This is a genomic window from Pseudomonas sp. PLMAX (assembly GCF_046042685.1).
GTDB classification, from domain to species: domain Bacteria; phylum Pseudomonadota; class Gammaproteobacteria; order Pseudomonadales; family Pseudomonadaceae; genus Aquipseudomonas; species Aquipseudomonas putida_AE.
In genome coordinates this window covers 5,087,489-5,105,956 of the sequence record NZ_CP064949.1, presented here as the reverse complement: position 1 = coordinate 5,105,956, position 18,468 = coordinate 5,087,489, and the positions used below count along the sequence as shown (strand labels likewise).

Here is an 18,468-nt window from a genome sequence, read left to right as displayed (position 1 = left end):
GCGGCCAATCGCTGGCAAGCCAGCTCCTGTAGGAGCTGGCTTGCCAGCGAAGCTTTTCAACGATTAATTGGTCGGGGCACCCTGCACAATCCAGGCGCCGATCAGGTCACGTTCCTGCTGGGTCATCTGGGTGATGTTGCCCAGTGGCATGATCTGGCTGGCGACGGCTTGAGCCTGGATCCGCGCCGCGTTCTGGCGGATCTGCTCGGGGGTGTCGAGCATCACACCGGCCGGAGCTGCGCTGAACAGCGGGCTGGTCGGTTTGGCCGAGTGACAAACCGCGCAACGTTCCTGAATCACGCTGTGCACCTTGTCGAAGCCCGGGCCTGCGTTGGACGCTTGCGCCGGTGCGGCTGCAGGTGCCTCGGCAGGTTTGGCTTCAGCCGGTTTCAAGCCACCGCCCACTGCAGTTTCCGGCAGCGGCTGGTACTCGATTGCGGCAGGTGCCTTGGCCACTTCAGGTGCGCTGGACATCGGCTTCGGACCGGACACATAGGCCAGGCAGATCATGCCCACCGCTGCCACCGGCAGGGTCCAGGCATATTTGTGGCTATCGTGACGGGTGTTGAAGTAGTGACGCACCAACACCGCCAGTACCGCGATCCCGGCCAGGATCAACCAGTTGTACTGGCTGCCGTAGGTGCTCGGGAAGTGGTTGCTGATCATGATGAACAGCACCGGCAAGGTGAAGTAGTTGTTGTGACGCGAACGCAACAGGCCTTTGGCCGGCAGGGCCGGATCCGGCGTGCGGTTCTCGGCGATGGCCGCCACCAGTGCACGTTGCGCCGGCATGATGATGCGGAACACGTTGCCGACCATGATGGTGCCGATGATCGCACCGACGTGCAGGTACGCACCACGACCGCTGAACACCTTGCTGAAGCCATAGGCCGCGCCGATGATCAGCACGAACAGGATGAAACCCAGCAGGGCAGGGCGTTTGCCCAGGGCCGAGTCGCAGAGGAAGGAGTAGATGAACCAGCCGATGAACAGCGAGCCGATACCGATGGCCACGCCTTCAGGACCGCTCAGGGTGCTGCCCGGAGCCAGCAGGTAGAGCGTCGGGTTGGAGTAGAACACCACGCACAGCAGCGCGATCCCCGACATCCAGGTGAAGTAGGCTTCCCATTTGAACCAGTGCAGGTTGTCCGGCATGGTCGGTGGAGCCAGTTTGTATTTTTCCAGGTGGTAGATACCGCCGCCGTGGATCGCCCACAAATCACCGGCCAGACCGCTTTTCGGGTTGACCCGATTGAGGTTGTTTTCCAGCCAGACGAAGTAGAACGATGCGCCGATCCAGGCCACGCCAGTAATCATGTGAACCCAGCGCACGCTCAGGTTCAGCCATTCCAACAGATGTGCTTCCACAGTCTTTACCTCTCGCCTGTCACTCTTGTTGTCGAGTGATCAGACCTTCTCTTATTGGTGGGGGGCGAGGATCAAACGCTCATCCTCTTTGAAAAAATGCTCATCGCAGTTATTGCCTGTGCCACTGCGATCAACCACCAGGAAGTCATCCCGCTTTTCGATCGTCAGCACCGGGTGGTGCCAAACGCCGCGATGGTAATTGATGCCCTGCCTGCCGTTGGTGACGAAGGCGCGGACCAAGCCTGATACAGGTTCATCGCCAAGTGGCGCGACCACGATCAGAAAGGGGTTGCCGAGCAGCGGAATGAAAGCCTGGCTGCCCAGCGGATGACGCTCCAGCATGCTCACGGTCAATGGCATGTCCTGCGCGTCGGCGCGGAAAATGCTGATGATCGCGTTATCCTCAGGCGTGGCGGTTTCCACCGTCGCCAGTTTATGGAAGCGCATGGTCGAACCGTTATTGATCATGAAGTGATCGCTGCCGTCGGTTTCGATCACGTCACCGAAAGGGGCGAAGGCTTCTTTGGTCAGCGGTTCAATCGTCAGTGTGCGCATGCTGTTCTTCTTTTCGTTGAGTTCTGTGTTGTTGGTTCTGACGCCTTCGCGACTTTGCCCAAAACGCGCAGTCGGCTCACACCACCATCCGGGAACACGTTCAGGCGGATGTGGGTGATCGGGCCCAGGGCCTTGATCTGCTCGGCGAAGGTGTGTTCGGCGTGCATTTCCAGCTTCTGGCTTGGCAGCAGTTCGCGCCAGAACAGCGATTGGGTTTCGATCTGGCTGTCGGTACCGCCTTTGACGAATGCGCCCTGGATCGAGCAGCTGTCCGGGTAGTTGCCCTTGAAGTGCAGGGTATCGACGACGATTTTCTCGATCTCGCCCGGGTGGCCCAGGGCGACGATCACCCAGTCATTGCCCGGGGTACGACGACGTGCGGTTTCCCAGCCGTCGCCCATGTTGATGCCACGGCCCGGGTTGAGAATGTTGCTCATGCGGCCGAAGTGTTCGTCGGAGCAGGCGAGGGCGCGGCCACCGTTGAGGGCTGCGGCCAGGTCGACTTGCTCGTTGTCGCCAACAGCCGACCAGTCGCGGAACGGGATGCCGTACACGCGCAGACGGGCAACACCACCGTCCGGGTAGATGTTGAAGCGCAGGTGGCTGAACGCCTGGTCGTTGCTGATTTCGTGGTAGTGATGGCTGTTGCCTTGCAGTTCGACGGCGGACAGCACTTCCGTCCACTGGGTGTTTGCGTCCGGCTCGCCCGAGGCCAGGAAGCAGGCTTCCAGGGAGGCCGACGGCGGGAAGTTGCCGGTGAAGAATGAAGTGTCGATGTCCACGCCCTTGATCGAGCCAGGCACGCCCAGGCGGATCACCGCGCTGTCGTAGCCTTCGAAGCGCTTGCGGCGCGACTCCCAGCCGTCCATCCACTTGCCGTTGTCATCGAACACGCCCTCCTTCCACACGGCCGGGGTCGGTTGGAACAGACGGTTGGCGTCTGCGAACCAGTCATCGGTGACCGAGATGATCTTGGTGCCCAGACGGGCGTCGGCCAGGTTGACGAACTTCTCGAAAGGTACGGCGTAAGCTTTCATTCTTCTTGTCTGCCTTTAAATAAGTGGCTTGGGATGCTCTCAGGGCCCTGGGCGATTTGTGCGTTCAGATACGCTCGGGCCAAGGTCGCTATAGGGTCAGTAATCGGAACAGGGCGATCTTGTTGATCTGCGCCAGCGCGCACTTGAACTCGGTATCTTCCGGGTTGTGGATGCGCGTTTCGAACGCCGCGAGGATCTGATGCCGGTTGCTGCCTTTTACCGCCATGATGAAGGGAAACTTGAACTTGGCCTTGTAGGCGTCGTTCAGCTCGGTGAAGCGCTGGAACTCTTCGGCCGTGCATTGGTGAATACCGGCGCCAGCCTGTTCATTAGTGCTGGCTTCGGTGAGTTGCCCCTGGACGGCGGCTTTGCCGGCCAGGTCCGGGTGAGCGTTGATCAGGGCCAGCTGGCTGGCGTGATCGGCGCTCAACAGGATGTCGCTCATGCGCTGGTGCAGGGTTTCGATCTCGTCGATCGAGGCGTCCTGGCCCAGGTCGAAGGCCTTCTCGGCCACCCATGGCGAATGTTCGTAGATATCGGCGAAGGCTTTGACGAAGGCGTCGCGGCTCAGGGTCGAGGGTTTCAATGTTTGAAAGGCGCTCATTTCGCGGCCCCTTGGTACGGGTGGGTTTCGTGCCAGTGGCGCGCGATGTCGACGCGGCGGCTGAACCACACCTGTTCATGACTTTTAGCGTATTCGATAAAGCGCTTGAGCGAAGCCAGACGCGCCGGACGGCCGATCAGGCGGCAGTGCAGGCCGATCGACAGCATTTTCGGGGCTTCGGCGCCTTCGGCGTAGAGCACGTCGAACGCATCCTTGAGGTATTCGAAGAAATCGTCGCCCTTGTTGAAACCCTGGACCTGGGTGAAGCGCATGTCGTTGGTGTCCAGGGTGTACGGGATCACCAGGTGCGGCTTGCCGGTCGGGTTGTTCGGTTCCCAGTAGGGCAGGTCGTCGTCGTAGGTGTCGCTGTCGTAGAGGAAACCGCCTTCTTCCATCACCAGCTTGCGGGTATTCGGGCCGGTGCGGCCGGTGTACCAGCCCAGTGGGCGCTCGCCGGTGATTTCGGTGAGGATGCGGATCGCTTCGAGCATGTGCTCGCGTTCCTGGGCTTCGTCCATGTACTGGTAGTCGATCCAGCGGTAGCCGTGGCTGCAGATCTCGTGGCCGGCCTCGACCATGGCGTGGATCACGTCCGGGTGACGCTGGGCGGCCATGGCCACGGCGAACACGGTCAGCGGAATGTCGAATTCCTTGAACAGTTTCAGGATCCGCCAGACGCCAGTGCGGCTGCCATACTCGTAGAGCGATTCCATGCTCATGTTGCGCGCGCCTTGCAGCGGCTGCGCCGAGACCATTTCCGAGAGGAAGGCTTCAGACTCTTTGTCGCCGTGCAGGATGTTGCGCTCGCCACCTTCTTCGTAGTTGAGTACGAACGACAGGGCGATGCGGGCGTTGCCCGGCCAGTGTGGGTGCGGAGGGTTACTGCCGTAACCGATCAGGTCGCGAGGGTAGTCAGCGCTCACTGCAGTCTTCCTTCTTGTTCGTGTTGACAGGTGGTGTGGCGCGCCTGAGGGTGAAATGGCAGGGTGGCGTCACAGCGATGGGTTGATTGTATACAACTTTATATTCATTTTGTAAGCCTGATTTTTTGCATTTTTCATCAACGGTCATCAGTGGTGCGGATTCTGGGCTGTCACCCGACCAGTGCAAGAAATTTGCCTGATTGGTCAGCTAATGGTTCGAAAGCGGCGCAGGCGCAAGGATCGCTGGAAAATCGACGGTAAAAGCCCGTGTGGTGACGGTGTCGGACGAAATGTCGTTTTTATTGTGTACAATTTTTTTGAGAAATGTCTTAATCAGTCGCTCGCCGCAGCTTTTCGTGCTCCGAATCGGTGCGGTCTCCTTTCAACTGACTTCGGGAGGCGCGAGGTCTGACTGCTTACATGCAGGCAGGCGCGCAGAATCAATGGGACGTTTGACTACACACGTTTTGGACGCTGCACACGGGTGCCCGGGCAGCTCGATCAAGGTCGAGCTGTACCGCGTTGAAGGCTCGCAGCTGGAATTGGTCGCCAGCGCGATAACCAACAGCGATGGCCGTGTCGATGCACCGCTGCTGCAGGGCGATGACTACCGCACCGGGGTCTATCAGGTTCAGTTCCATGCAGGCGACTACTACCGCGCCCGTGGCGTCCAGTTGCCGGAGCCTGCTTTCCTGGATGTGGTGGTGCTGCGTTTTGGTATCTCTGCCGAGCAGGATCACTACCATGTGCCGCTGCTCATTTCGCCCTACAGCTATTCAACGTACCGAGGAAGCTGATCCCCCAAGCGGCTTCCTCCACTTAGAAGCGACTGCGCATATAGCTTCTTTGGTCTTTCGCCCGCTCACACTGCGGGCTTTTTTTTCGCAAAAAATCCTTGGCGGCAAAGGCCGGATTTACTGCTACATAAGGCTCATACCGCTAAAACAGGGTGTGACAAAGACAATTCAGTTACTTATTCAGCAGGCAAAAAGACGATTCATGTAGTATAACTACAAGCGTGCTACATCCCCGGCGCCTGCCAAATAAAAAAGAGTCCAGCCCTTTGAATCTGCTGCAACACATCGCCCAGTCTCGCCACCTGTTACGCAAGTCGGAACTCAAGGTCGCCGATCACGTTTTGCTCGATCCTGCGGCCGTGATGCACAGTTCCATGGCCGACCTGGCCCACAGCGTGGGTATCAGTGAGCCGACCATCGTGCGCTTTTGCCGCGCCATCGGTTGCTCGGGTTTCCAGGACTTGAAACTCAAGCTGGCCCAGAGCCTGGCGGCAGGGGCGAGTTTCGGGCAGTTCGCGATCCATGAGGACGACTCGGTCGCCGACTATAGCCTGAAGATTTTCGACACCACCCTGCACACGCTGATGGAGGTCCGGGAAAAGCTCGATCCGCTGGAATTGCAGCGGGCGGTGACGCTCATGTCCCAGGCCCAGCGCGTCGAATTCTATGGTTTCGGCGCCTCCGGGGCGGTGGCGGCGGATGCGCAGCACAAGTTTTTCCGTTTGCTGCTGACAGCGGCGGCGTATTCCGATCCGCACATGCAGGCGATGTCGGCGGTCACCCTCAAGCCGAGTGACGTGGCAATCTGCATTTCCCAGTCCGGGCGCTCCAAGGATTTGCTGATCACTGCCAACCTGGTGCGTGAGAGCGGCGCCTCGTTGATCACCTTGTGCCCGAGCCAGACGCCTTTGGCCGAGTTGTCGACCGTCAACCTGGCCATCGACGTTCACGAAGACACCGAAATCTACACGCCGCTGACCTCGCGTATCGCCCACCTGGTGGTGATCGATGTGTTGGCCATGGGCGTGGCCATGGCCCGCGGGCCGAGCCTGGTCAACCACCTCAAGAGCGTCAAGCGCAGCCTGCGCAGCTTGCGTTTGTCACCCAAGTCGGTGAAAGCGCTGGACGACTAAGATCAAAGGATCGCAGCCTGCGGCAGCTCCTACAGGTGGTCACAAATCTCTGTAGGAGCTGCCGCAGGCTGCGATCTTTTGAATTTCATGTTCCTGTAACCCGCTCGCCGCCAAACCGTCATCCCTCGCGCCTATCTTGAAACTCCCGTACTCGACTTGGGAGACTCGAAATGGCCCAGCCCTACGAAGAACGCAACAGCGCCGTCAAAACCCGTCGTCAGCAGGAAGACCAGCGCCGCATGGCGTTCCGCCGTGCAATCGAAGATCGCTGCGAACAGCGCCAGCTTCTCGCCGAGATTGCCGATTTTGCTGAACTGGAACTCAATTACTGGCAGGCGGCGCCGACAACTTCCCGTCGAAGCGCTCAACCAGCGCGCTGATCTGAATCCTTTCGCTACGAATGAACGCAAGGAAAGCGTGAGCCACCGGTGACAGGCGTTTGGCCTTGGCCTGTACCAGGCACCAGCTGCGGTAGAGCGGCAGTTCCTCGATCGGCAACTCGATCAGGCCGCCGGTGGCCAACTCAAGGTTCAGGGCGTGGCGCGTCAACAGTGCCACGCCCAGACCCGCCAGCACGCATTCACGCTGGGCTTCGGCTGAAGAAACCTCCTGGGTCTGGTTGAAGTGCACGCGCTTTTCCTTGAAGTATTCCTCGCAGGCCATTCGCGTTCCCGACCCGACCTCGCGCATCAGCAGGGTGTAAGGCTCAAGATCCTGCAGGCGCAATGGCCCCAGGTGGCACAGCGGATGGTCCGGCGGTGCGACCGCAACGATCGGGTTGTTCAGGAACGGCAGGAACTCCAGCCCCATGTCCTGCGGTACCATGGACATGATCACCAGGTCGTCGCGGTTGTCCGACAGTCGCCGGATCACCTGGGCGCGATTGACCACCGTCAGCTGCAGGTTTACTTCCGGATGCTGGCGCTTGAAGGCGGCAAACAGGTGCGGTACGAAATACTTGGCGCTGGATTCCACCGCCAGTTTCAGTTGGCCTTGCAGCGAGCCCTGCATGTCCGACAGCTGCATGTCGAGGTTTTCCAGGCGACCGAAGATGTCCCGGCTCGCACGTTGCAAGGCTTCCGCCGCTTCGGTCATGTAGAGTTTTTTGCCGACATAATCGAACAGCGGCTGGCCCACCAGCTCTTCAAGTTGACGAATCTGCAGGCTGACGGCTGGTTGCGTGAGTGACATTTCGTCGGCTGCGCGGCTGTAGGACCTCAGGTCGCAGACCTCGTTGAAGATTTGCAACTGACGCAATGTCATACGCATCAAGGACTTACGCATTTTTTGCACACTCTGGCCACTGGCGAATGTGTCAACTATAAGTCTTTACTTATGCATGACCCAATAATTATTCATTTTTGTTAATCCCTTGTGAGCGCTAGTGTGGCGTTGCGACCAAACTGAAACATTTGGTCACGCGTCGACCTGTCAACAGGTCGTGGGTACCACCGGATCAAGGGAAACTCCAAGTGATAAAAAAGATCCTGATCGCCAACCGTGGTGAGATTGCCGTACGAATCGTACGCGCTTGTGCCGAAATGGGCATTCGCTCGGTCGCGATCTATTCCGACGCCGATCGCCATGCCCTGCATGTCAAGCGTGCGGATGAGGCCCACAGTATTGGTGCCGAGCCACTGGCCGGTTACCTCAACCCGCGCAAGCTGGTGAACCTGGCTGTGGAAACCGGTTGCGATGCCTTGCACCCAGGCTACGGTTTCCTCTCGGAAAACGCCGAACTGGCAGACATCTGCGCCGAACGCGGGATCAAGTTCATCGGTCCATCGGCTGAAGTCATTCGCCGCATGGGTGACAAGACCGAAGCTCGCCGCAGCATGATCAAGGCAGGTGTTCCGGTCACGCCGGGTACCGAAGGCAACGTCGCTGGTATTGAAGAAGCCCTGACCGAAGGCGACCGCATCGGTTACCCGGTGATGCTCAAGGCCACTTCCGGTGGTGGCGGTCGCGGTATCCGTCGCTGCAACAGCCGTGAAGAACTCGAACAGGCATTCCCGCGAGTCATTTCCGAAGCCACCAAGGCGTTCGGTTCCGCGGAAGTGTTCCTGGAAAAGTGCATCGTCAATCCCAAGCACATCGAAGCGCAGATCCTCGGCGACAGCTTTGGCAACGTGGTGCACCTGTTCGAGCGTGATTGCTCGATCCAGCGCCGCAACCAGAAACTCATCGAAATCGCCCCGAGCCCGCAACTGACCCCGGAACAGCGCGCCTACATCGGCGACCTGTCGGTGCGTGCAGCCAAGGCCGTGGGTTACGAGAACGCCGGTACCGTGGAGTTCCTGCTCGCCGAGGGCGAGGTGTACTTCATGGAAATGAACACCCGGGTGCAGGTGGAACACACCATCACCGAAGAAATCACCGGCATCGACATCGTCCGCGAGCAGATCCGCATTGCGTCCGGCCTGCCGCTCTCGGTGAAACAGGAAGACATCCAGCACCGCGGTTTCGCCCTGCAGTTCCGGATCAACGCCGAAGACCCGAAAAACAATTTCCTGCCAAGCTTCGGCAAGATCACCCGTTACTACGCACCCGGCGGTCCGGGCGTACGTACCGACACGGCGATCTACACCGGCTACACCATTCCACCGTTCTACGATTCCATGTGCCTGAAACTGGTGGTATGGGCGCTGACCTGGGAAGAAGCGATGGACCGTGGCCTGCGCGCGCTGGACGACATGCGTGTGCAAGGCGTCAAGACCACCGCCGCCTACTACCAGGAAATCCTGCGTAACCCGGAATTCCGTAGCGGCCAGTTCAATACAAGCTTCGTCGAAAGCCACCCTGAACTGACCAACTACTCGATCAAGCGCAAACCCGAAGAGCTGGCCCTGGCCATCGCCGCCGCCATCGCCGCCCACGCAGGCCTGTGAGGAATAGAACAATGAGCAAGAAGATTCATGTAACCGACACCATCCTGCGCGACGCCCACCAATCGCTGCTCGCGACCCGCATGCGCACCGAAGACATGCTGCCGATCTGCGACAAGCTCGACAAGGTTGGCTACTGGTCGCTGGAATGCTGGGGCGGCGCGACGTTTGACGCCTGCGTACGTTTCCTCAAGGAAGATCCGTGGGAGCGTCTGCGCCAGCTGCGCGCCGCGTTGCCTAACACCCGCCTGCAAATGCTCTTGCGTGGCCAGAACCTGCTGGGTTATCGCCACTACAGCGACGACGTGGTCAGGGCCTTCGTCGCCAAGGCAGCGGTCAACGGCATCGACGTGTTCCGCATCTTCGACGCCATGAACGACGTGCGTAACCTGCGCGTGGCCATCGAAGCGGTGAAAGCCGCCGGCAAGCACGCCCAGGGCACCATCGCCTACACCACCAGCCCGGTGCACACCATCGATGCGTTCGTGGCACAGGCCAAGCAAATGGAAGCCATGGGTTGCGACTCGGTGGCGATCAAGGACATGGCCGGCCTGCTGACCCCGTACGCCACCGGCGAGCTGGTGCGGGCGTTGAAAGCCGAACAGTCGCTGCCCGTGTTCATTCACTCCCATGACACCGCCGGCCTGGCGACCATGTGCCAGCTCAAGGCCATCGAAAACGGCGCCGACCACATCGACACCGCGATCTCCAGCTTCGCCTCGGGCACCAGCCACCCGGGCACCGAGTCGATGGTTGCTGCGCTCAAGGGCACCGAGTTCGACACCGGCCTGAACCTGGAGCTGCTGCAGGAAATCGGCCTGTACTTCTACGCCGTGCGCAAGAAGTACCACCAGTTCGAAAGCGAATTCACCGCCGTCGATACCCGCGTTCAAGTCAACCAGGTACCGGGCGGGATGATTTCCAACCTGGCCAACCAGTTGAAAGAGCAGGGCGCCCTGAACCGCATGGGTGAAGTGCTGGCAGAGATCCCGCGGGTTCGTGAAGACCTCGGCTTCCCGCCACTGGTGACCCCGACTTCGCAGATCGTCGGCACCCAGGCGTTTTTCAACGTGCTGGCCGGCGAGCGCTACAAGACCATCACCAACGAAGTGAAGCTTTACTTGCAAGGTGGTTACGGCAAGGCGCCAGCCCCGGTGAACGAGCAACTGCGTCGCCAGGCCATCGGTAGCGAGGAAGTGATCGACGTGCGTCCGGCCGACCTGCTCAAGCCGGAAATGGCCAAGCTGCGCGCCGATATCGGAGCCCTGGCCAAGTCTGAAGAAGACGTACTGACCTACGCCATGTTCCCGGACATCGGGCGCAAGTTCCTTGAAGAGCGTGCAGCAGGCACCCTGACCCCTGAAGTGCTGCTGCCGATTCCTGAAGCCGGTGGCGTCGCCTCGGCCGGCGGTGAAGGCGTGCCGACCGAGTTCGTCATCGACGTCCACGGCGAAACCTACCGCGTCGACATCACCGGTGTTGGCGTCAAGGCTGAAGGCAAGCGCCACTTCTACCTGTCCATCGACGGCATGCCGGAAGAAGTGGTGTTCGAACCGCTCAATGAATTCGTCAGCGGCGGCAGCAGCAAACGCAAGCAGGCGTCGGCCCCGGGCCACGTCAGCACCACCATGCCAGGCAACATCGTCGATGTGCTGGTCAAGGAGGGCGACACCGTCAAGGCGGGCCAGGCTGTGCTGATCACCGAAGCGATGAAGATGGAAACCGAAGTCCAGGCCGCCATCGCCGGCAAAGTCACCGCCATCCACGTGGCCAAGGGCGACCGGGTGAACCCGGGCGAGATCCTGATCGAGATTGAAGGCTGAGTTAACAGCCGCGATACAACGCTTTAAACCTCGGGGGGGCATGTGCTCCCCTTTTTTTTTGCCTGGAATTTGACGACTGTCTCTTCGACAGCTCCCTTGCCATGCTTTTTCACCAAGCGCACGGCACTCGCGCGCGCCGTAGTGGCCTAACCATCAGGGCACAACGTTGCGTGCCGGTGAACTGACATGGATCGGACATGAACGAAGAGACGCTGAAAGATAAATCGCTGGCGGTTTTGCTGGTGTTGGTGAGCATTGCGTTCATCTGGATCCTGCTACCGTTCTACGGTGCGGTGTTCTGGGCGGTGATCCTGGGGATTGTCTTTGCGCCGATGCAGCGCCGGTTGCAACTGAAGTTCGGCTGGCAGCGCAACCTGACGTCGCTGTGCACCTTGAGCATCTGTCTGGTGATCGCGATTCTGCCGGTGATCATCATCAGCATGCTGCTGGTTCAGGAAGGCGCGGCGCTGTACAAGAGCGTCGAGAGCGGTGAGCTGGACATTGCCGGCTATGTGTCGCAGTTCAAGCACAACCTGCCACCGTATTTCCAGCATTTGCTTGATCGGTTCGGCGTGGGTGAGTTGAACGGGCTGCGGGAGAAAATCGTCAAGAGCGCGATGGCCGGTGGCGAGGTGACGAATCAGGTGTTCAGTCTTGGCCAGGGCACGTTCCAGTTCATTGTCAGCTTTTTCATCATGCTCTACCTGCTGTTCTTCTTCCTGCGCGACGGGGCCGAACTTGCTCGCAAGGTGCGCATGGCCGTGCCGTTGCAGGAACACCAGAAGCGCCGTCTGCAGCTCAAGTTCAATCGCGTGGTGCGGGCCACGGTGAAGGGCAACCTGCTGGTGGCAATCACCCAGGGCGCATTGGGCGGTTTGATTTTCTGGTTCCTGGACATTCCCAGCGCACTGGTCTGGGCGGTGTTGATGGCGTTTCTGTCGTTGTTGCCGGCGATCGGGGCAGGGATTGTCTGGGCTCCCGTGGCGGCGTTTTTCCTGCTGACCGGCGAGGTCTGGCAGGGCGTGGTGCTGGGATTGTTCGGGGTGTTCGTGATTGGCCTGGTGGACAACGTCCTGCGACCGATCCTGGTGGGCAAGGACACGAAGATGCCGGACTACATGATCCTGATCTCGACCCTGGGTGGCCTGGCGCTGTTCGGTCTCAACGGATTTGTCATCGGCCCGTTGATCGCGGCCCTGTTCATGTCGAGCTGGGCCATTTTCATCGAGACCAAACCGCGGGTCCAGCTGCCTTAGGCACTGAGCTTGCCTGCCTGTCCCGTGCCGATTCGCTGGGACAACGCCTGGGCGTCGGGCAGCGAGGTGAGCGGGCCGCTGATCTGTTCGCCGTCCTGGACCAGGTACCAGCAGGCGAGCAAGCCAAGCGCTCTGAGCGGTGCGGGAACGGCGCTGCCGATAACGGACATGATCTGAACCTGAGACATCATAAGGACCTCCACTAATCTGTGAAGTCACCTTACGGTCCGGGCGTCTCGAGGAACAATCAACGCTTTCAATAGTGGTCATTGATGCTAGTGAGGTCTGCCAGGCGGCTGGCGCTCAGTCGACCACCTGATCGAGCATATGCACCACTTCCTGCTCGTTGAGCAGGCCTTTGCGCACCAGGTTCTGGGTCAGCAGTGAAAGGAATTTGGCGCTGCGATGGCCTTCCAGGTGCTTGAGTTCGGTCAGGGCGTTGTAGACCTTGCTGGAGGTACACAGGCCATTGATGCGGTGCGGGTTTTGTGTGGGCATGAGCTCGTCCTTGTTGTTATCGGCCGTACAGGTACGAACCCATCTTGCCAACATCAACGGTCGAGACTGTCCCGATAGCGACACCGACAGGATTTTTCCAGACCTGTGACGACGAACGGTAAATTACGAGCGCGAGTTCGCTGCGGGCGGCGTTGCGACGACGCTTTGGTGAACACTGGAGCGCGTGTCATCGTTCACGCCCATCGTCGGAACGCCGCCCGGAGCAAGCTCGCTCCTACAGAAAACCCGCGGTTACCAGCGGCCGTAACCGTGGGGAGGGCCGTAATAGCCACGAGGCGGGCCATAGTAGCCACGCGGTGGACCGTAGTAGACCGGCGCCGGGCGATAGTAGATGGGTTGCCCCACATATACCGGTGCGGGCTGGTAGTAGACCGGTGGAGGTGGCGCCATGTACACCGGTTGCGGTTGAGCGTAAACCGGCTGCGCGTAGACCGGTTGCGGCGCTACATACACAGGCCGGTTGCTGTTGATGATTGCCGAGCCAACGATGGCCGAGCCGACGATCGCGCCAAACACCGCCGGTCCTTCCCAGCCACCACCGCCGCCATGCGCCTCTGCTTGCCCTGCGACAGCCAGGGCGCCGATCAGCAAGGCCACTGTGGGGATTCTACGAATCATGATGATTCCTCGGTTCTTCGACCCGGCGCTTGCGTCTGCCATAGACTCAAGGAATGTCGCGGGGATACTTCTAAGACAGCTTTTTTTTGAAAATCAGCACAGCTGCCAGGTAAATTTTGTGTAAGGTCTGTGTCGGCGAACTTACGCTCGCGCGGCGTCGATCAAGGCGTGCGACCATGATTGATCAGAACCCGATGGACTGGCTAATCCCGTCCATCCGAAAGTGCAATGCAAGGAGATTCTCATGCAGATGAACCCCAACAGAGACACCCAGCTGTGCATGTCCCTCTCCGGACGGCCCGGGAACTTTGGCCTGCGATTTCACAATCATCTGTATGAGCAACTGGGGCTTAATTTCTATTACAAGGCGTTCTCGAGCCAGGACTTGCCGGGCGCCGTTGGCGGCATCCGCGCCCTGGGTATTCGTGGTTGCGGCGTATCGATGCCGTTCAAGGAAGCCTGCATTGCCCTGGTCGACGAACTGGACCCTTCTGCTGCGGCCATCCAGTCGATCAATACCATCGTCAATACCGACGGCCATCTCAAGGCCTTCAACACCGACTACATCGCCATAGCCCAGTTGCTGGAGACCCACCAGGTGCCCAAGGACACCTCATTTGCCCTGCTGGGCAGTGGCGGCATGGCCAAGGCGGTGGCCAGCGCCTTGCGCGATGGCGGTTACAAAAATGGCCTGATCGTGGCCCGCAACGAACGCGCCGGCCAGGCGTTGGCCAAGTCGTTGGGCTACCCCTGGCAAGCCGAGCTGGGTGACCGGCGCCCGCAAATGCTCATCAACGTCACGCCCATCGGCATGACCGGCCCGCAAGCCGATCAGCTGGCGTTCGATGCCGAGGTCATCACTGCCGCGGATATCGTCTTCGATGTTGTCGCGGTTCCTGCGGAAACCCCGCTGATCCTGCGCGCGCGTGCCGAGGGCAAGCATGTCATCACCGGGCTCGAAGTGATTGCGATCCAGGCACTGGAGCAATTTGTGCTCTATACCGGCGTGCGCCCGACCGATGAGCAGTTTGAAAAGGCCGTGGAGTTTGCTCGCAGCAGCCTTGCCTATTGATTCAAGCTTTTACTCAAGGCGTGCCAAACGCTCTTCCAACGCGGCGATTCGCGCTTCGAGCTCTTCGATTCGCTCAACCGACACAGCGCCGCCAGCACCGCGCTCCGGCGCATTTTGCCGTGCCGCGAGAATCGCTTCGATATCCGCCGGATCACCCAGCGCGTGGGTATAACGATCTTCACGCTGGCCGGCCTGACGCGGGATCAGCACGGCCAGGCCGCGGGCAATCAGGCGTTCGAGCTGATGCACGACCTGCTCGGCATCCTCGAAATCATGCATGCGCCCGCTGCGGGTCAGCAGTTCGTTGACCGTCTGCGGCCCCCTTAAAAACAACAGCCCGGTCAGGATCACCTGCGCTGGCACCAGTTCCAGTGCCTTGTCAACCTTGTGCTCCCAGCGATCGGCGCGGCTGCCCATCACCAGTCGGGTGAAGCCGCGCCCTTCGAGGGCGCGCAGGCTCTGGCCGACCTGGCCCTGGGTGAGGTTCATCACCGGCTCGCGGCTGGTTTTCTGGTTGCAGGCGATCACCAGGGCATTGAGGGTCAGGGGATAGGTTTCCGGACTGGTGGCCTGTTTTTCGATCAGGGAGCCCAGAATGCGGATTTCCGTAGTGTTGAGCCGCGGCTCGTCGAAAGTCGTCTCTTGCTCAGTGCTCATGGTTCTGCATCCTTAGCCGATTCATGTTTTTCACTTGCGTAGGCGCACTTTGACATCGCCTGTTCGGACTAGGCAAGGCTGACGATTCTGTCGCGTCCGGGCGGCGCCAAACTTCATGCTCAAAGGGGTGTTGCGCCACGCGCGCCCCGCTAAACGAGCAGAAGGCGCCGCGATGGAGTTTGCATTCAGCGACGAACAGGAAATGATCCGCGAGTCGGCCGAGGGTTTCCTCGCCGATGTATCGGATTCCGCCGCCGTGCGCGCGGCGATGGTCAGCGACCGGGGTTTCGACGAAGCCCTCTGGCAGCGGTTATGCCAGGAAATGTGCTGGCCGGCGATTCATATTCCAGAGGCCTATGGCGGCCTCGGCCTCGGTTATGTCGAATTGGCAATTCTGCTGGAGCAGATGGGCCGGCGCTTGCTGTGCTCGCCGTTTTTCGCCACCGCCTGCATGGCCACGCCGGCGCTGTTGCTGGCCGCCAATGATGAGCAGAAGCAGCGATGGTTGCCGTCGATCGCCGACGGCAGCGTGACCGCGACCCTGGCGTTCAGCAGTACCAATGGCTGGTCGGCCGACGATATCCAGGCCGCGGCAGTGGCGGAGGGTGCCGGCTTTGTTCTCGACGGCACGCTCAAGCATGTGCTGGACGGCGATGGCGCCGACCTGTTGATCATTGCCGCACGGCAACCCGGATCGACCGGCACCGCGGGCATCAGCCTGTTCGCTGTTGACGCCACGCGGGCAGGCATCGAACGGCAAATGTTGGCGACCATGGACCAGACCCGGCGCCAGGCACGAATCGAACTCAAGGACCTGTACCTCGAATCCGATTGCCTGCTGGGTGAATTCGGCAACGGCTGGTCGCACCTGGAGCGAGTCCTGCAACTGGCCTGCATCGCCTTGGCTGCCGAGCAGACCGGCGGCTCGCAGCAGGTGCTCGACCTCAGCGTGGCCTATATGCAGGAACGCCAGCAGTTCGGTCGCCCCATCGCCAGTTTCCAGGCCCTCAAGCACCGCGCCGCCGACATGATGCTGCAAGTCGAATGCGCGCGGTCCGCCAGCTATTACGCGGCGTGCGTGGCCCAGGAAGTCCTGGATCCGCAGGGTGATCCGCAGGTAGCGTCCGAACTGCCACTGGCGGCTGCGTTGGCCAAGGCCCAATGCTCGGAAACCTTTTTCCACTGCGCATCCGAGTCGATCCAGTTGCATGGCGGCGTCGGTTTCACCTGGGAATACGACCCGCACCTCTACTTCAAGCGCGCCCGCGCCAGCGAGAGCTTTCTCGGGCTACCGGCCTGGCATCGCGAGCGCATTGCTTCGGTGATTCTGGGAGAGCAGCCATGAAAATCAGTTTCAGCGAGCAGGACGAGCACTTTCGCCAGGAAGTCGCCGATTGGATGAGCAACAACCTATGCGGCGAATTCGAGCCCCTGCGTTTTCGCGGAGGGCCGGGCGACGAGCACATGTTTCCCGAAGAGCGCAAAGCCTGGGAACGCAAACTCGCCGAAGGTGGCTGGACCTGTGTCGGCTGGGCGCCGGAGCATGGCGGGCGTGGGTTGTCGATCACCCAACAGGTGATCTTCCACGAAGAGTACGCCCGCGCCGGCGGGCCCGGACGCATGGGCCACATCGGTGAAGGCCTGGCCGGGCCGACCATCGCTGCGTTCGGCACAGTCGAACAGCAACAGCGCTTTTTGCCGGGCATCGTCAGCGGCCGTTCGTTCTGGTGCCAGGGTTACTCGGAACCGGGCGCCGGTTCCGACCTGGCCAACGTCAAGACCCGCGCGACGCTGGATGAAGCGACGGGGCAGTGGGTGATCAACGGGCAGAAAGTCTGGACCTCCCTGGCCCATGAGTCGGACTGGTGCTTTGTCATCGCCCGCACCGAACCGGGCAGCGTCGGCCATCGCGGTTTGTCCTTCCTGCTGGTGCCGATGGCCCAGGCGGCAATTACCGTGCGGCCCATCGAGCAACTGACCGGCACCTCGGAGTTCAATGAAGTGTTCTTCGACGACGCCCTTACCGACGCCGCCAACATCATCGGCGCACCGGGCGATGGCTGGAAAATCGCCATGGCGTTGCTCGGCTTCGAGCGCGGTGTGTCGACCCTCGGCCAGCAGATGCAGTTCCAGAACGAGCTCAACGAGATCATCGCCATCGCCAAGGCCAATGGCGCTTCTCGCGATCCCATCCTGCGCCAGCGCCTGGCCGAGGCCTGGAGCGGGCTGCGGATCATGCGCTACAACTCGCTGCGCATGCTCTCGGGTAGCCAGGACGGTTCGCTGCGCAAGGAGGCGACCATCTACAAACTGTTCTGGTCGACCTGGCACGCCAGCCTCGGAAAGTTGGCGATGGACGTGCTCGGCGCCGAGGCGGAATTGCTCGAAGCCGCGCCTTATCAACTGACCCGCCTGCAGTCGCTGTACCTGTTCAGCCGCGCCGACACCCTGTACGGCGGCAGCAACGAAATCCAGCGCAACATCATCGCCGAGCGTGCCTTGGGCATGCCCAAAGAGCCGCGCCCAGGCAAATGAAAAAGAGCCGTTCCGGGAGGGCGGCGCACGGCTATAATCGGCCGACGTTTTCCTCCTGTCATCACACGAGACTGCCATGACCATTTCCCTGTACGACGCTTCCGTCCCTGTTTTCAAACAAATGCTCAACGCCCTGAGCGATGTGCTGAACAAGGCCGAAGCCCACGCTACCGCCAAGAACATCGACCCGAACGCCTTCCTGCAGGCCCGTCTGTACCCGGACATGTTCCCGCTGGTGCGTCAGGTGCAGATCGCCGTTGATTTCGCCAAGGGCGTTTCTTCGCGTCTGGCCGAAGTTGAAGTGCCGAAGTACGAAGACACCGAAACCACCTTCGCCGAGCTGCAAGCGCTGATCGCCAAGGTCCTGGCCTACATCGGCGAGTTCTCGCCTGAGCAGATCAATGGCAAGGAAGGCATCGAGATCGTGACCCGTCCAGGCACGCCGAAAGAGAAGCGTTTCTCCGGCCAGGCTTACCTGCTGACCTACGGCTTGCCGCAGTTCTTCTTCCACGTCACCACCACTTATGCGCTGCTGCGTCATAACGGCGTGGAAGTGGGCAAGCGCGACTACATGGGCGCGTTCTAAACCGTCCAGGTACAAAAAAGCCCGCCCAGGTTTGCGCCTTGGCGGGCTTTTTTTGCGTTCTGCTTTCTGTAGGAGCCCGGCTTGCCGGCGAAGGCGATCT

At 60.4% G+C, this 18,468-nt stretch carries 20 protein-coding genes; 10 read left to right on the top strand and 10 right to left on the bottom strand.

From position 1 onward, the window contains the following. Positions 1-63 precede the first annotated feature (63 nt). The 5 genes from DKB71_RS23190 to puuE all read right to left on the bottom strand — a co-directional run bounded on the left by DKB71_RS23190 (position 64) and on the right by puuE (position 4,487). Positions 64-1,368, bottom strand: coding sequence for a urate hydroxylase PuuD (locus tag DKB71_RS23190; protein WP_274075362.1), 1,305 nt, complete (start codon positions 1,366-1,368; stop codon positions 64-66). 51 nt (positions 1,369-1,419) lie between these two features. Then, positions 1,420-1,923 (bottom strand): ureidoglycolate lyase, encoded by a 504-nt coding sequence (locus tag DKB71_RS23185; RefSeq protein WP_007960046.1) that lies wholly within the window; start codon positions 1,921-1,923, stop codon positions 1,420-1,422. Further along, positions 1,911-2,960, bottom strand: coding sequence for an allantoicase (gene alc / locus DKB71_RS23180; protein ID WP_408597666.1), 1,050 nt, complete (start codon positions 2,958-2,960; stop codon positions 1,911-1,913). The genes DKB71_RS23185 and alc overlap by 13 nt, the downstream gene beginning before the upstream one ends. A gap of 88 nt (positions 2,961-3,048) precedes the next feature. After that, positions 3,049-3,564 (bottom strand): 2-oxo-4-hydroxy-4-carboxy-5-ureidoimidazoline decarboxylase, encoded by a 516-nt coding sequence (uraD, locus tag DKB71_RS23175; protein WP_274075360.1) that lies wholly within the window; start codon positions 3,562-3,564, stop codon positions 3,049-3,051. After that, a complete protein-coding gene (gene puuE, locus DKB71_RS23170; protein ID WP_274075359.1) occupies positions 3,561-4,487 on the bottom strand; it encodes an allantoinase PuuE in 927 nt (308 codons plus the stop codon). The genes uraD and puuE overlap by 4 nt, the downstream gene beginning before the upstream one ends. Positions 4,488-4,930: 443 nt before the next feature. Here puuE and uraH point away from each other — a divergent pair, with 443 nt between their 5' ends. The 3 genes from uraH (at position 4,931) to DKB71_RS23155 (ending at position 6,797) form a co-directional block, all read left to right on the top strand. Next, a complete protein-coding gene (gene uraH, locus DKB71_RS23165; protein WP_008031462.1) occupies positions 4,931-5,284 on the top strand; it encodes a hydroxyisourate hydrolase in 354 nt (117 codons plus the stop codon). A gap of 266 nt (positions 5,285-5,550) precedes the next feature. Beyond that, on the top strand, positions 5,551-6,417 hold the full coding sequence (gene hexR / locus DKB71_RS23160; RefSeq protein WP_008056956.1) for a transcriptional regulator HexR: 867 nt from the start codon (positions 5,551-5,553) through the stop codon (positions 6,415-6,417). A 170-nt stretch (positions 6,418-6,587) separates the two neighbouring features. Beyond that, the gene (locus tag DKB71_RS23155) at positions 6,588-6,797 is read left to right on the top strand and encodes a PA3496 family putative envelope integrity protein (RefSeq protein ID WP_274074609.1); all 210 of its coding nucleotides are present in this window, start codon (positions 6,588-6,590) and stop codon (positions 6,795-6,797) included. Here the strand turns inward: DKB71_RS23155 and DKB71_RS23150 are convergent. Next, positions 6,739-7,701 carry a LysR family transcriptional regulator gene (locus DKB71_RS23150; RefSeq protein WP_274074610.1) on the bottom strand — a complete coding sequence of 321 codons (963 nt, stop codon included), beginning with the start codon at positions 7,699-7,701 and terminating at the stop codon, positions 6,739-6,741. The two genes, DKB71_RS23155 and DKB71_RS23150, sit on opposite strands and share 59 nt — an antisense overlap. Before the next feature lie 188 nt (positions 7,702-7,889). Between DKB71_RS23150 and DKB71_RS23145 the strand changes: the two genes are divergently transcribed. The 3 genes from DKB71_RS23145 (at position 7,890) to DKB71_RS23135 (ending at position 12,381) form a co-directional block, all read left to right on the top strand. Beyond that, a complete protein-coding gene (locus tag DKB71_RS23145) occupies positions 7,890-9,305 on the top strand; it encodes an acetyl-CoA carboxylase biotin carboxylase subunit (protein WP_046817975.1) in 1,416 nt (471 codons plus the stop codon). An 11-nt stretch (positions 9,306-9,316) separates the two neighbouring features. Beyond that, entirely contained in the window at positions 9,317-11,125 is a 1,809-nt protein-coding gene (gene oadA / locus DKB71_RS23140) for a sodium-extruding oxaloacetate decarboxylase subunit alpha (RefSeq protein WP_274074611.1), read from the top strand. 197 nt (positions 11,126-11,322) lie between these two features. Continuing rightward, positions 11,323-12,381 (top strand): AI-2E family transporter, encoded by a 1,059-nt coding sequence (locus tag DKB71_RS23135; protein WP_274074612.1) that lies wholly within the window; start codon positions 11,323-11,325, stop codon positions 12,379-12,381. On the opposite strand, the gene DKB71_RS23130 is transcribed toward DKB71_RS23135, so the two are convergent. From DKB71_RS23130 to DKB71_RS23120, 3 genes are all read right to left on the bottom strand, one after another. Next, the gene (locus DKB71_RS23130; protein WP_274074796.1) at positions 12,378-12,569 is read right to left on the bottom strand and encodes a hypothetical protein; all 192 of its coding nucleotides are present in this window, start codon (positions 12,567-12,569) and stop codon (positions 12,378-12,380) included. The two genes, DKB71_RS23135 and DKB71_RS23130, sit on opposite strands and share 4 nt — an antisense overlap. 115 nt (positions 12,570-12,684) lie before the next feature. After that, positions 12,685-12,879: a hypothetical protein gene (locus tag DKB71_RS23125; RefSeq protein ID WP_274074613.1), complete on the bottom strand. Its 195-nt coding sequence runs from the start codon at positions 12,877-12,879 to the stop codon at positions 12,685-12,687. A gap of 252 nt (positions 12,880-13,131) precedes the next feature. Continuing rightward, positions 13,132-13,518, bottom strand: coding sequence for a hypothetical protein (locus DKB71_RS23120; RefSeq protein ID WP_274074614.1), 387 nt, complete (start codon positions 13,516-13,518; stop codon positions 13,132-13,134). A 244-nt stretch (positions 13,519-13,762) separates the two neighbouring features. On the opposite strand from DKB71_RS23120, the gene DKB71_RS23115 reads away from it, so the two are divergent. Beyond that, positions 13,763-14,590: a shikimate 5-dehydrogenase gene (locus DKB71_RS23115; protein WP_408597660.1), complete on the top strand. Its 828-nt coding sequence runs from the start codon at positions 13,763-13,765 to the stop codon at positions 14,588-14,590. Positions 14,591-14,599: 9 nt separating this feature from the next. Here the strand turns inward: DKB71_RS23115 and DKB71_RS23110 are convergent, their stop codons facing one another. Beyond that, on the bottom strand, positions 14,600-15,247 hold the full coding sequence (locus tag DKB71_RS23110; RefSeq protein WP_323609190.1) for a DUF480 domain-containing protein: 648 nt from the start codon (positions 15,245-15,247) through the stop codon (positions 14,600-14,602). A gap of 172 nt (positions 15,248-15,419) precedes the next feature. Here DKB71_RS23110 and DKB71_RS23105 point away from each other — a divergent pair, with 172 nt between their 5' ends. The 3 genes from DKB71_RS23105 (at position 15,420) to DKB71_RS23095 (ending at position 18,368) form a co-directional block, all read left to right on the top strand. Then, on the top strand, positions 15,420-16,592 hold the full coding sequence (locus DKB71_RS23105) for an acyl-CoA dehydrogenase family protein (RefSeq protein ID WP_408597657.1): 1,173 nt from the start codon (positions 15,420-15,422) through the stop codon (positions 16,590-16,592). After that, on the top strand, positions 16,589-17,782 hold the full coding sequence (locus DKB71_RS23100; protein WP_408597655.1) for an acyl-CoA dehydrogenase family protein: 1,194 nt from the start codon (positions 16,589-16,591) through the stop codon (positions 17,780-17,782). The genes DKB71_RS23105 and DKB71_RS23100 overlap by 4 nt, the downstream gene beginning before the upstream one ends. 76 nt (positions 17,783-17,858) lie before the next feature. Continuing rightward, positions 17,859-18,368, top strand: a complete 510-nt coding sequence (locus tag DKB71_RS23095) for a DUF1993 family protein (RefSeq protein ID WP_408597653.1) — start codon at positions 17,859-17,861, stop codon at positions 18,366-18,368. Positions 18,369-18,468: the final 100 nt, after the last annotated feature.